The organism is Ruegeria sp. BC1 (assembly GCF_056539305.1).
Genome location: NZ_JBQFUT010000001.1, coordinates 162960 through 176530, shown reverse-complemented (window position 1 = coordinate 176530; position 13571 = coordinate 162960). Strand labels below are relative to the sequence as shown.

The 13571-nt window shown below is 56.8% G+C and carries 12 protein-coding genes; 4 read left to right on the top strand and 8 right to left on the bottom strand.

What is annotated here, in order from left to right; all coding sequences use genetic code 11:
* A complete protein-coding gene (locus tag ACR0IY_RS00895; RefSeq protein ID WP_480669866.1) occupies positions 1–696 on the bottom strand; it encodes an SIMPL domain-containing protein in 696 nt (231 codons plus the stop codon).
* Positions 697–860: 164 nt separating this feature from the next.
* Here ACR0IY_RS00895 and ACR0IY_RS00890 point away from each other — a divergent pair, with 164 nt between their 5' ends.
* A complete protein-coding gene (locus ACR0IY_RS00890) occupies positions 861–2750 on the top strand; it encodes a hypothetical protein (protein WP_480669865.1) in 1890 nt (629 codons plus the stop codon).
* 45 nt (positions 2751–2795) lie between these two features.
* On the opposite strand, the gene hppD is transcribed toward ACR0IY_RS00890, so the two are convergent.
* Positions 2796–3893: a 4-hydroxyphenylpyruvate dioxygenase gene (gene hppD, locus ACR0IY_RS00885; RefSeq protein WP_480669863.1), complete on the bottom strand. Its 1098-nt coding sequence runs from the start codon at positions 3891–3893 to the stop codon at positions 2796–2798.
* 146 nt (positions 3894–4039) lie between these two features.
* On the opposite strand from hppD, the gene ACR0IY_RS00880 reads away from it, so the two are divergent.
* Positions 4040–4495, top strand: coding sequence for an Lrp/AsnC family transcriptional regulator (locus ACR0IY_RS00880; RefSeq protein WP_480669862.1), 456 nt, complete (start codon positions 4040–4042; stop codon positions 4493–4495).
* A gap of 19 nt (positions 4496–4514) precedes the next feature.
* Complete coding sequence (locus ACR0IY_RS00875; protein WP_480669860.1) at positions 4515–6395, top strand: monovalent cation:proton antiporter-2 (CPA2) family protein; 1881 nt, start codon at positions 4515–4517, stop codon at positions 6393–6395.
* A gap of 28 nt (positions 6396–6423) precedes the next feature.
* On the opposite strand, the gene cobT is transcribed toward ACR0IY_RS00875, so the two are convergent.
* Complete coding sequence (cobT, locus tag ACR0IY_RS00870; RefSeq protein WP_480669859.1) at positions 6424–7437, bottom strand: nicotinate-nucleotide--dimethylbenzimidazole phosphoribosyltransferase; 1014 nt, start codon at positions 7435–7437, stop codon at positions 6424–6426.
* Between the two features lie 79 nt (positions 7438–7516).
* Between cobT and cobS the strand changes: the two genes are divergently transcribed.
* A complete protein-coding gene (cobS, locus tag ACR0IY_RS00865) occupies positions 7517–8281 on the top strand; it encodes an adenosylcobinamide-GDP ribazoletransferase (protein ID WP_480669858.1) in 765 nt (254 codons plus the stop codon).
* On the opposite strand, the gene ACR0IY_RS00860 is transcribed toward cobS, so the two are convergent.
* The 5 genes from ACR0IY_RS00860 to ACR0IY_RS00840 form a co-directional block, all read right to left on the bottom strand.
* On the bottom strand, positions 8278–9048 hold the full coding sequence (locus ACR0IY_RS00860) for an ion channel (protein WP_480669857.1): 771 nt from the start codon (positions 9046–9048) through the stop codon (positions 8278–8280). The genes cobS and ACR0IY_RS00860 overlap by 4 nt on opposite strands.
* A 112-nt stretch (positions 9049–9160) precedes the next feature.
* Positions 9161–9670 (bottom strand): CarD family transcriptional regulator, encoded by a 510-nt coding sequence (locus ACR0IY_RS00855; RefSeq protein WP_480669856.1) that lies wholly within the window; start codon positions 9668–9670, stop codon positions 9161–9163.
* A gap of 283 nt (positions 9671–9953) precedes the next feature.
* Entirely contained in the window at positions 9954–10292 is a 339-nt protein-coding gene (gene fdxA / locus ACR0IY_RS00850) for a ferredoxin FdxA (RefSeq protein WP_085821728.1), read from the bottom strand.
* Positions 10293–10359: 67 nt separating this feature from the next.
* On the bottom strand, positions 10360–10725 hold the full coding sequence (locus ACR0IY_RS00845) for an RNA-binding S4 domain-containing protein (protein ID WP_480669855.1): 366 nt from the start codon (positions 10723–10725) through the stop codon (positions 10360–10362).
* A gap of 6 nt (positions 10726–10731) precedes the next feature.
* Positions 10732–13554, bottom strand: a complete 2823-nt coding sequence (locus ACR0IY_RS00840; RefSeq protein ID WP_480669854.1) for a helicase-related protein — start codon at positions 13552–13554, stop codon at positions 10732–10734.
* Positions 13555–13571: the final 17 nt, after the last annotated feature.

The following is a 13571-nucleotide window of genomic DNA, read 5'->3' as shown; positions in this document are numbered from 1 at the left end:
TTAGTCGGCGATTTTGAACTCCATCGACACTGTGACCGAAACCGAAATCTCACCCCCTGCCACTGGCACGCCGCCTGCCTCTGACAGGTTCATCGCACGCATCTGTGCCACCGGGCGTACACCACCGACCTGCTCGGTGATCGACTGAACCGGACCAAGTGAGACGTTGGCCGCCTGCGCCAGTTGCTCGGCTTTTGCTGTCGCCTCTGCCACAGCGTCTGCGCGCGCTTGTGCTTCAAGTGGCAAAGGGTCCTGCACACCAAAACTCAGCCCCCCGAAATCGTTGGCACCGTCCTGAATGACGGCATCCATGATCATGCCAAGCTGGGTCAGGTCGCGAATTCGGACCTGTACGTTGTTGGAAGCGACAAAACCGGAAATCTCGGGCCGTTCGCCGTTCGAGTTGTTCCGCCCTGTCCAAACAGGCGACAACGACAGATCGCGGGTTTGGACATCCCGGGATTCGACGCCCATATCCTCTAACCGTTTTAGAATCTGCGCGACAGCTTCAGATGTGGCCTGCATCGCATTTGACGCTTGCGGATCTTCGTTGGTCACACCCAGTGTGATGGTTGCCATATCGGGTGCGGCCTGGACGGTGCCGGTTGCGTCCACTGTGATGCGACGTTCTTCCGCATGGGCCATCCCCGCAGCTGTCACGGCCAGCATAGCAGCCAGAAAAGCGAATTTCTTCAAGATCTTCCCTCCAATTTCTCTACTACCAACATGGGGATTTCGGGGCCAAACCCACAAGGGGAAACACCGGCTTTTTCTTTCCCTCGGCGGGATCCTGCTTTAATGTCGGCCTGCGAACGAAAAGTCGTTTGCATTGATGCTGACAATTATGGTTCCTCGGGAATATGAAACCCGCCTTTGCGCTGTCTTTCTCTGCAACCGAAATAACTGTGCACCACCAATCGGATGACGATTGGTATTGCATTGGTGAGGTTGCCTTAGACGCGCCTGACCTAAGCGATCAGCTGCGCACCCTGCGTGACAACGCCTTTGCGCTGGAAAACAACCTAAGTTGCAAGGTCGTCATTCCCACAGATCAGGTTCGGTTTCTGACCGCAGAGGTTGGCGATCAATCGCCCGAAGAATCTGCCCTGCATGCACAGGATACTTTAGCCGACGCCACACCCTATTCTGTTGAGGAGCTGGTTTTTGACACAGTTACAGTTGGCACCTCGACATATGTTGCGGCGGTTACCCAACAAACGCTGAACGAAGCAAAGGATTTTGCAGCTCAGCACGGGTTTATTCCGGTTCAGGTTACTGCTGAACCCGATCCGCAGAGCTTTCCATCCGAACCAAATTTTACAGCGACTGAAACCCATACCGCGATAACCGGTGCAGCAACTGCACATACACCGGAAAAGCCAGACGGTCCGGGTCCGAACGTCCATCCCATCGCTGATGAAACTGCCCCGGACGTGTTCCAGTCGGTACCCTCGTCAAAGCCCCGTGCTGTTGCCAGCGCTTCTGTTTCACCTGTTGCCAAACGCTATGCCATTCCAGCAGCGATAGCTGCCACGGTCCTAATAGCTGCGTTCGGAACGTGGTCGCTGACAGGCTCGAATGACCTGGGAACGCCCGAACCTGAAAACGCCCAGCTAACGCCAGAAACTCAGATCGGCACCGACCCTGCGACAGTTTCCCAATCGCAATCGCCTCAGACCGTTGGGGTCAAACCCCAGATCGCAACGCCTGAACCCGTTGCTCCTAGCGAAAACTCTCAACAAGACCTGACATCGACAGACGCCGCGATACTTGAGGCCCTGAATATTGCGCCCACGGTGGTCGAACAAGTCCAGCGAGACTCGCCAGCACTGGAGATCCCTGCGCAACCCGGTCTTGAGATCACTGCACCAGAGCCATTGATCTCACCTGATCTGGCAACACCGGACGACCTGTATCTGACCTCCATCGACAATTCGAATCTTTCGACTGACGCGATTGCATTGCCGCCGGTTGAAAGCTTTGCCACGGATGAGCCATTCGTTCAGATCGCGTTGCCCAGTTCTGATACCGCCCAGTTTGATCTTGATGAACGTGGATTGGTCACACCGACGCCCGAAGGGACATTAAACCCCGACGGGATCACGGTATATCTCGGGCAACCGTCAAAGGTGCCGCCCGAACCACCGGTTCGCTTCGAACAGGAACCTACCTTAGAAGAAGAACCAGACAGGCTGGCCCAGATACGACCAAAACCGCGCCCCGGTGACCTGATAGAACGGTTTGAACGCAGGCAACTGGGCGGTCGCACGCGTGAGGAACTGGCGGGTCTTCGTCCTAAATTACGCCCCGAATCCATTCAACAACGACAGGTAGATGACACTCCGACTGCCTTGGCCGTTGTCCGCGTTCCGCGCCCGAAATTACGCCCGGCAGGTCTTGCACCGTCTTCTGGAACCCAAACCGCCAATCTGGGTTCGACCGCCGCAGTGGATCAGCCCGAGGCCGGTTCGTTCCAACCCAAGGCCGTTGCACCAAAGATACCTTCTTCGGCGTCAGTCGCGCGACAAGCGACGATCGACAACGCGTTGAATCTGCGCAAGCTCAACCTGATCGGAGTGTACGGCACGCCTGCCAACCGGCGCGCATTGGTGCGCTTGCCCAGCGGTCGTTACAAAAAACTTAAAGTTGGGGACAGGCTGGATGGCGGCAGGGTCATCGCAATTGGTGACAGCGAGTTACGCTATCAGAAAAAAGGCCGGAACCTGACACTGAAGATGCCACGCAGCTAAGAGATTTTGCGGGCAGAGACACCCCACCCGCACTAACTTTCGCCATCAAGCAGCTGAAATTTCACCGCTTTCGATTTGCTCGCGCTCGATAGATTCAAACAGAGCCTGGAAGTTTCCTTCGCCGAACCCATCATCTCCCTTACGCTGGATGAACTCAAAAAAGATCGGACCGATCACGGTTTTCGAGAAAATTTGCAGCAAAATCCGGGTCTCGCCGCCGTCCAGAACGCCTTCTCCGTCGATCAGGATGCCGTGTTTCATCATCCGGTCCAGCGGTTCGTCGTGATCTGCGACGCGATCCTTGGACATCTCATAATATGCCCGGTTCGGACCCGGCATGAATTTCAGACCTTTTTCAGCAATCGCATCAGTCGAACCATAGATATCCTCGCTACCAACGGCGATATGCTGGATACCTTCACCTTTATATTTTTTAAGGTATGAAACGATCTGCCCAGTTTCCCCGCGATCTTCGTTGATCGGAATACGAATACGCCCGCAGGGTGACGTCAGAGCGCGGCTGTAAAGGCCGGTAAATTTGCCCTGAATGTCAAAAAACCGGATTTCGCGAAAGTTGAACAGGTCTTCGTAGAACTTAAACCACTTGTCCATATTACCCTTGAAGACGTTGTGGGTCAGATGATCGAGGTAATAGAACCCGTCCCCTCGCGGCTTTGAACGCTGGGTCCAGTTGAATTCCTGGTTATAGGGAGAGGTGTCATAATACTGGTCGATGAAATAAATCAACGATCCACCGATACCTTTGATCGCCGGAACATCCATTGTTTTGTCCGCCGCATCGTAGGGTTCAGCCCCCTTGGCCACTGCGTGCTCATAGGCTTTCTGGGCATCGACAACCCGCCAACCCATCGAAGGAGCACAAGGGCCATGGTCTTCGGCAAATCGGGCTGCAAAACTTTCAGGGTCAGCGTTGAGGATATAAGTTACATCACCTTGCTGCCAAAGCTCGACAGCGGGCTTGTCTTTGTGATGCCCCACCAGCTCAAACCCCATCTTGCCGAACAGGTCACGGAGTTCCTGTGGTTCGGGATGCGCGAACTCGACAAACTCAAAGCCGTCGGTTCCCGCCGGGTTTTCTTTGCTGATGACAGATTTCGGGGCGTTGTGCGGGAAAGGACCCATGACGCGTCTCCTTGAAAACAGGAATTTCTATGCTGATTCCAAAATACGCCTTATCAAGCGCTGTTTCTGCGCATAGTTTTCGTGTAAACTAATAATGTGCGCGTAAATTCCGCACCAATCGACATAAATCTGGAGAAAATCCGCATATGCTGGACTCCACCGACACGCGCTTGCTGTCCGCGTTACAGAAAGATGCCCATCTGACTGCGCACCAATTGGGGGAAATGCTTAACCTTTCACCCAGTCAAGCCGGGCGACGACGGCAGAGGCTTGAGGCCGAAGGCTACATTACGGGGTACGCTGCACGGCTGGATCCGTTGAAGCTTGGGCTGCACGTGCAGGGTTTTATTCAGGTCCACCTGGGTACGCACGGACCCGAGCAATCCAAAAGTTTTGCCCGAATGGTGGACAGCCGACCGGAAATCACCAGCGCCTGGACGATGACCGGAGAGGCAGATTACCTATTGCACGTCTATTGCGACGATCTATCCGCACTCAACCGCTTGCTTCATCAGGTGATCCTACCGCATCCTGCTGTGGCGCGGGTTCAAAGTCAGATCGTGATGGATCAACTCAAGCGCGACGCGCCTCTGCCCACCTAACCCAAACGAAAGGACAAACATGGACGAGTTCCTATACCAGGCTTCGATCTATCTGGCAGCCGCCGTGATCGCTGTGCCCTTGTCGGCGCGACTGGGCTTGGGATCTGTGTTGGGGTATTTGGCTGCGGGCATCATCATTGGCCCTGTTTTTGGCCTGGTCGGGGCCGAGACCGAAAGCCTGCAGCACGTGGCCGAGTTCGGTGTGGTCATGATGCTGTTTCTGATCGGCCTTGAGCTTGAACCACGCGCTTTGTGGGATATGCGAGACCGATTGCTGGGCTTGGGTGGTCTTCAGGTCGGCCTGTCAACTGCCGCGATAGCTTGGGTTGCCTTCTATGCGGGTCATCCGTGGTCCGTGGCCTTGGCGGTCGGGTTGACCCTATCCCTGTCCTCAACGGCTATCGTATTGCAAACGCTGTCGGAAAAAGGGCTGATGCAAACCAATGGCGGCCGAGCTACGTTTTCGGTCCTGCTGACACAGGACATCGCGGTCATTCCAATTTTGGCGCTGCTGCCACTGTTGGCGTTACCCGCCATTCCGCATATCGAAAGCGACGGGTCGATAGACCGCGGCGCTAAAGACCTGCACGGCGCGGCCCACCACAGCTTATCTCTGGTCGAGGGGTTGCCCGGCTGGGCCGTCACGCTGGTCACCATCGGTGCCATCGCGTTTGTCATCCTTGCAGGAGTTTACCTGACCCGCCCCTTGTTCCGCTTCATCCATGCAACCCGTCTGCGCGAGATGTATACGGCACTGGCATTAATGATCGTCGTTGGGATTTCTTTCCTGATGACTCTGGTTGGCCTCTCTCCCGCTCTGGGCGCGTTTCTGGCGGGTGTTGTTCTGGCCAGCTCGGAATTTCGGCACGAGATGGAAAGCGACCTTGAGCCCTTCAAAGGCCTGTTTCTGGGCCTGTTCTTCATCACGGTCGGCGCGGGGATCGACGTTGCCTATTTCTTCAACGACCCATTAGAACTGATAGGGCTGGCCCTGCTTGTCATCCTGACCAAGGGGATCATCCTGTATCTGGTCGGACGCGCCTTCAAACTGCGAGGGCGGGATCATTGGTTGTTCACCCTCGGGCTGGCGCAGGCAGGTGAGTTCGGTTTTGTCTTGCTGGCTTTTTCAACCCAGCAAAATGTCATTCCGCCGGATTTGTCACAGAAACTGTTGATGATCATTGCTCTGACCATGCTGATCACCCCTTTGCTGTTCATCTTCTACGACGTGCTATCTCGACGTATCGGCGACAGAACACCGCAACCAGAGCCGGACGAGATCGACGAAAAAGGTCCTGTGATCATCGCAGGCATCGGGCGCTTTGGTCAGATCGTGAACCGGTTGGTCCGCGCAAGCGGGTTCAAGACCATCGTTCTGGACCATGACATCGAAACTGTGCAACTGATGCGCCGCTTTGGGGTAAAAGGTTTTCTGGGCGACCCGACCCGGCCGGAATTGCTGCGGGCTGCCGGATTTGAAAAAGCCGCTGTCCTGGTCGCGGCCATGGATGACCCCAAACAGGTGACGCGTCTGGTCAGCTATGCGCGGCGTCAACGCCCCGATCTGCACATCATCGCCCGCGCCCATGACCGGACACATGTGTATGAACTGTATCAGGCCGGTGCGAATGACATCGTGCGTGAGATGTTCGATGGTTCACTACGCGCTGGTCGATATGTGCTCGAGAATATCGGTCTTAGCGAATACGAGGCCGCGCAGGCGGAACAGACTTTTTATCATCACGACCGATCGTCCGTTCGCGAACTTGCCGAGCTTTGGGTGCCTGGATTGCCGACAGCGGAAAACAAGAAATACATCGAGCGCGCGCAGAAGCTTGAGAAAGACTTGGAAACCGAGCTGCTGGAGCTCGCTGAAAAACACGCCCAGAAATCAGCCTGACCTGCGCTTGCGGATCAGACAGTTTTGGTCAGCCGTCCGAAACTCCGGCCTCGGCAAAGGTCGCCATGCCGGAATGGCACGCAACCGCGCTTTTGAGGATGTTGATCGCCAGCGCCCCTCCAGATCCTTCGCCCAGACGCAGACCGAGGTTCAACAGAGGCTCCTTACCAAGTTTAGCCAGCACTGCACCGTGGGCGCCCTCGGCACTTTGATGACCCGCAACGGTGTGATCCAACGCCTGTGCTGAGACATCCGCAAGACAGGCTGCTGCAGCTGAACAGATAAATCCATCCAGGATAACCGGAATGCGTAGCACACGGGCGGCTGTGATGGCGCCGGCCATGGCTGCGATCTCACGCCCGCCGAGGCACCGCAGAATGTCCAATCCATCACCCGACCCCGCGTGCAGGGCCACACCTTCGGCAACTACCCGGGTTTTGTTGACCAGCCCGGCGTCATCTACCCCGGTTCCACGCCCGGCCCAGTCAGCGGCTTCACCGCCGTACAGGGCAAAGGCGATTGCCGCCGCCGGGGTGGTGTTACCGATGCCCATCTCTCCAACCACCAACAGGTCGGCCTTCTGATCCACAGCGGCCCAACCCACACGCAGAGCCTGCAAAAATTCATCCTCGGACATGGCCGGACCGGTGGTGAAATCTGCCGTGGGCCGGTCTAAATCCAACGCATGCACATCCATTGTCGCGCCCGCTGCTTTGGCCAGTTGGTTGATCGCCGCGCCGCCGTGTTGAAAGTTCATAACCATCTGAACAGTCACCTCGGGCGGAAACGCCGAAACGCCCTGGGCAGTGACACCGTGGTTACCTGCAAAAACGATAACCTGCGGAGCCGTAATCTGCGGGCGGGCATCCCCTCTCCAACCCGCATACCAAATCGCCAGATCTTCCAGCCGCCCAAGGGCTCCGGGTGGTTTGGTCAGTTGTCCATTGCGGTCAGCCGCCCCTTGCAGGGCCGCATCATCCGGCCTCAATTCCTGTGTCAGGGCATTGCGAAACGTATTCAGGTCATTAAGTTCGGGCAGCATCCAAAGCCTCGTTGCATCAGAGTGGTCCTGTGTGTTTAACCGAAGCGTCGAAACCAACAAGACCACGAAAGGCGCGGGAGTGCATAAAAACGACACCAACCTGGTTTCTGCGTGGGATATTCCCTTGGCGCTGGTTTTGTTGACACGGCTGCCGGTACCGCGCCTTCCGGAAAACGTGTTTGCACGGCAGGCTGCTGCCGCTTGGGCTTTCCCCGTGGTTGGTCTGGTCGTTGGATTGTTGGCTTGTTTCGTCGGCTGGATCACCATGACCGCAGGTTTGCCAGTCGTGGCGAGCGCTGTTCTATTAGTCGCTACCCTCGTCATGGTTACAGGTGCCATGCACGAGGATGGGCTGGCCGATACAGTTGACGGGCTGTGGGGCGGCTTTACCCCGGAACGACGGCTGGAGATCATGAAAGACAGCCATATTGGGGCCTACGGGGTTCTGGTGCTGATCTTTTCACAGTTCTTGCGCGTCGCGTTGATTGCAGCATTGCTGACAGCCGGTGCCTTTGCCGCGATTTTAGCCGCCAGCATCATGTCCCGTGCCTTTATGCCTATCCTCATGAAGGCTCTGCCCAACGCCCGCAACTGTGGCCTGAGTCATTCGGTTGGCGAGGTCCGCGTCGGAACGGTTGCTCTGGGGTGCGTCGTGGCCGTTGTCGGCGCAATACTCTTAATTGGGTTCGGCGCATTTATCCCAGCTGTCGTTGCCGCGTTGGTCGTCTTTGCGTTTGCGTTGGTGGCAAAAACCAAGATCAACGGCCAGACCGGAGACATTCTTGGGGCAACGCAGCAATTGGCGGAACTGGCATTTCTGGCATCGGTCGCTGCGATGATTTAGGCCGTGCCTCCGGTTTCAATCCGCAGCACCTCGCCGCAGTGTTTGCAATGCACCGCATCAGGATCATGACGGTAAAGACCGCAGCTGGGACATTTGTGGCGCACTTTCTGCGGCATGAAGATCGCCTGGGCCAAGCGCACGAACAGCGCCACGCCTACGATCATGATAAACACCGAAAACAGCTTTCCCGCCGGTGTTGACAGAGTGATGTCACCGAAACCTGTCGTCGTCAGCGTCGCGAGGGTAAAATAAAGCGCATCAATATAGGCATTCTGGGTGTCGTCGGGGATGAAGAACACCAGAACGGCCGTTGAGGTTGCAAAAACAAATACCAACAGATTGATCGCAGCGATCACCGCGTCCTCATGCGTGCGGAAAAACTGACTGTCGCGCCGCAGGTCCCTTAACAAGTGATAGGAATGGATCAGGCGCAGCGCCCGCAAAATCCGAACAAAGGCCAGATTTCCGGGCAAGAATGGATCCAGCAGCAATGAGACAATCACCACGATGTCTGCCAACGTGTAAATCTTGCGCAACAGTTTCCATCGGTCTTTTGAAATCCACATTCTGGCCAGGAAATCCAGCAGGATCAAAAACCCGATGACGAGGCTGGCAATCGTGATACCCGGCCCGTGCGCCACGTTCGCGGTGGCGACGAAAAACACGATCGACACTGCATCGAACACGATCAGGCCATAGCGGAACCAGACCGAAACCGGGTCATGTGCGATGTACAGAAACTTTATGGTTTGCTTTATGCCAGCCATGTATCCGCCTCTAGCTACAGGAAAATTAGCGGCAAACACGGATTTCACCAAGTCCAGACACAAAAAAGGCCGCCCCTTTTCAGGAGCGGCCCTATTATTCGAATGGCTGGTATCAGGCAGCGCGAGACATCAGAACCTCATCCACCTGCTTGGCAGCAGATACTTCGCCTGCGCCGGATACTGCCGCCACTTCGCGGGTCAGACGCTCGAGAGCGGCTTCGTACAACTGACGCTCGGAATAACTTTGCTCGCGCTGATCATCGGTACGGTGCAGGTCACGAACAACCTCTGCGATCGAGATCAGATCGCCCGAGTTGATTTTTTGTTCATATTCCTGCGCCCGACGGGACCACATGGCGCGTTTCACTTTGGCCTTGCCCTTAAGCGTCTTCATTGCCTGACTGATCACATCCGGCGAACTCAGCGACCGCAGGCCGGATTCGGTGACCTTGTTGGTCGGAACCCGCAAGGTCATCTTGTCTTTTTCAAAAGAGATGACAAACAGCTCGAGCGAAAATCCCGCGACTTCTTGTTCTTCGATCGAGATGATCTGACCCACGCCATGGGCAGGGTAGACAACATAGTCATTCGGGCGGAACTCAAGCTTTTTCGACTTAGACATACAGGTTCATCCTTGGTTACGGTGCGAGACGGAGACGACAAAACAACCAAGGCGGAGCCATTTTTGGCCCCGTCAGGCGGCTTTTTTGTCAATAAATCACAACTCCAAAGCAATCATACTTACGGAGCACATCCCCAACTCATTCATCCTTCAGCTTAGGATTATATCACAAAATTACGACACCCGAAAGGTTGCGCTCACCTTCAGGCGCTAAACAGTATATTTCTCAGCGCCTTGCGTGGCGCTTCTACACCTGAACCAACAAGTTCAGAGGGCGAATCGCTTAACCGCCTTCACCCGGGGCTTCCGAGAAATACTTCTCCATCTTACCCTCTTCGCCATCACGTTCTTCGGCATCGGGCAGAGGGTCTTTCTTGGTCACGATGACGGGCCACTGTTCCGAAAATTTGCGGTTGAACTCGACCCATTGATCCATTCCCGGCTCGGTATCCGGGCGGATGGCGTCGGCGGGACATTCAGGTTCGCAAACGCCGCAGTCGATGCACTCGTCAGGGTGGATGACCAGCGTGTTCTCACCTTCATAGAAGCAGTCCACCGGGCATACTTCGACACAATCCGTGTATTTGCAGGCGATGCAGTTTTCGGTGACAACGTAGGTCATGGTTGGAATTCCCGTTTGCGGTTTGGGCGTCTAGCTAATTCAGACTGAGCTTCTCTTCAAGACAAGATCAGTCATCCGGCATGCGAGAAAGATCAATAGCGCGCCGATCTTTCTTGGTCGGACGACCTTTTCCCTCGAAACGCGGGTTTTTCGGAGATGCTTCCTGCTTTACCGTCATATCGAAGTACAACTTTTGCGCCTCAGGCGCTGGACCGCGTCTTTCGCCGAGCATTTCAACGCGAATAACCCGAACCACCCGGCCTTGCGGAAAGGTCAGAACGTCCCCCGGCCCCACAGGCTGCGCCGGTTTTAGAACACGGTTTCCATTCACCCGAACGTGACCGCCGCTGACCTGTTTGGCGGCCAGGCTACGGGTCTTGAAGAACCGCGCCTGCCACAACCATTTGTCAATCCGCAGCTTGGCCTCGGCCATCGGCGTTTAGTTACCGTCTTTCAAACCCATAAGCGCTGCTGCAAACGGGTTATCCGGGTCGATAGCCTTTTCTTTCTTGGGTGGACGCGACGAGAAGCTCTTGGCCCCTTGCGGTTTGCCACCTTTCTTGCCTTGCGGTTTGCGCCCGTCCTGAGGCTTGCCGCGCGGTTTGCCTTTGCCTTGCCCCTGACGCTGTTCCCGGCGCGGGCCACGATTGGTCTGACGCTGGCGCCCCCAGGTGAACGTGTAGAAAACCTCGACCTCGGGTTCGTCCGGTGTTTCATCAGCTGCGGGGGCCTCGGCTGCCGCCTCGGTGCTTTCGGTGACCTCGGCTAGCGCCTCGGCGGGTGTGGCAACCTCTTCCGGAGTTGTTGCATCCGCCCGAATTTCTTCGGAAGCGAGTTGTTCAGCCGCTTCAGCCACAGGCTGTTCGGATTCGACCGGTGCAGGTTTAACTTTTTCACGCTCACCGCGTTCAGCCTTGTAGCCCAGACCCTGCATCAGGTCTGCGAACTGCTCCAGCGTCATGCCAGTGATCGACAGCATATCGGGCTTGGCTTCGAACCCGCCCCGGCTGTCTTCGGCGCGCAGCATATCGGCCAGACGTTCCAGCATATCGATGCGGATCGAACGATCGCCCGCGTCGCGGTAGCCGCACATGGTGTCGTACCCTTCGGGCGCGTCCTTGGCGACTGGTACGGTGACCAGACCCGGAGGCGGTGCTTCGGGGAATTCCTGCAAACCACCGGCCAGCGCCCAAAGCACCAGACGCAGGCGCGTCGGCGCGGGTTTCAGCAAAAGCGGCATGAAGATGGTGAACTGGCCGAACCGGATGCCGTGCTTGCGCAGCGCACCACGAGCGTCCTGATCCAAATCCTTAACCTCTTGCGCCACACCAGCGCGCGGCAGCACGCCCAGCGCCTCGACCATACGGAAGGCAAAGCCCTTGGCCAGCCCCGATAGTTCTTCATCGCGCGACAGGTTGAGCAGCGGTTCAAACAGCGCGGCCACCTTGCGGTCGATGAAATGCTGCAGCCGGCGCTGCACTTTCTGTTCGACGTCCGGGCCTGCGGCTTCGTCTACGAACACCTCGACCACGGGTTTCAGGGGTTCGGCACCTGCAACTAGTTTGCCAACGGCGTATTCGCCCCACATCAGGCCGCCCTGATCAGTGAAATCAATTTCGGTATCGGGCGCATTGTAGAAGCGGTCGGCACGCAGATGGAATTGCGGCGCGAGTGCTTGCAAGGAGGCCGTTTTCAAAGCTTTCGCCTCGGTTCCTTGCGCGCTTTTGTCCGGGATAAACCGGAACCCTTCCAGACGACCGACGAATTCGCCTTCGACGGTCACTTCACCCTTGTCATTTACTTCGGCCAAAAGGGCCTCCTTCTGTTTGAGCCGGCGCAGCAATACGGATGTACGCCGGTCCACAAATCTCTGAGTCAGACGATCATGCAGAGCGTCCGACAGCCTGTCTTCTACAGTGCGCGTTTCGTCACGCCAATGTGATTCGTCACGCACCCAACCGTTTCGTTGCGCAACATATGTCCAGGTGCGAATATATGCCAACCTTTTGGACAGCGCATCAATATCCCCGTCCGTTCTGTCGATCCGGCGGATTTGCCGCGACATGAAATCATCTGGGATCGAACCACGTTCGTGCAAGTGGCCATAGATCACTTCGAGCAGGCTGGCGTGTTCAGCGTGGCTGATACCCCGAAAATCTGGGATTCGGCATACATCCCACAGCAAACGGATCGACGGACCGTCACTGGCCCGCGCCGCGACCTCGGCCAGCTGCGAAAGCGATTTCAGCACATTCAAGTCGTCAGCCGGGCGGGCTTTGATCAGATGTTCGTCATTCGGACTGACCTCGAGCGTGTCGATCAATGCTTCAATTGAGCCGAACCGAAGGGCGGCATTCCGCCAGTTCAGTTTTTTCATCGGCGTGAAGCGGCTGTCCATGATGGCCTGCGCGACGCCTTCGTCCAGCGGTGGGGCTTCTCCGGTTACGCCAAAAGTGCCATCTGACATGCCACGCCCGGCTCGGCCCGCGATCTGAGCCAGTTCATTGGGGGCCAGAGGGCGCATCCGCCGACCGTCGAATTTGGTCAGGGACGAGAAGGCCACATGATTCACGTCCAGGTTCAGCCCCATGCCGATAGCATCAGTAGCGACCAGATAGTCGACCTCGCCATTCTGATACAAATCGACCTGCGCGTTTCGCGTGCGCGGGCTGAGCGCCCCCATCACCACGGCAGCGCCGCCCTTTTGACGGCGCAGCAGTTCCGCGATGGCATAAACGTTTTCGACCGAGAACCCAACAATGGCGCTGCGTGGCGGCATGCGGCTGATTTTTTTTGAGCCGGAATAGACCAGTTGCGACATCCGCTCGCGCCGTACGAATTGCGCCTCGGGGACCAGCGCGGCAATGGACCCGCGCATGGTGTCAGACCCGAGAAACAGCGTCTCGTTCGTGCCCCGCGCACGCAGCAGGCGGTCGGTAAACACATGGCCCCGCTCTGGATCGGCACACAGCTGGATTTCGTCGATCGCCACGAAATCAGCGCCCATGCTCTCGGGCATCGCTTCCACCGTGCAGACCCAGTATTGGGTGCGCGGGGGCACGATCCGCTCTTCACCGGTTACCAGCGCCACCACAGACGGTCCGCGAATCGCGACGATCTTGTCATAGACCTCGCGCGCCAGCAGACGCAGCGGCAGACCGATCACGCCAGTGCGGTACCCCAGCATGCGTTCAATGGCGTAGTGGGTTTTACCTGTGTTTGTCGGGCCCAGAACGGCCACGATTCGGGATGATCCGCTCACCTTTGCCCCCTGCCCCG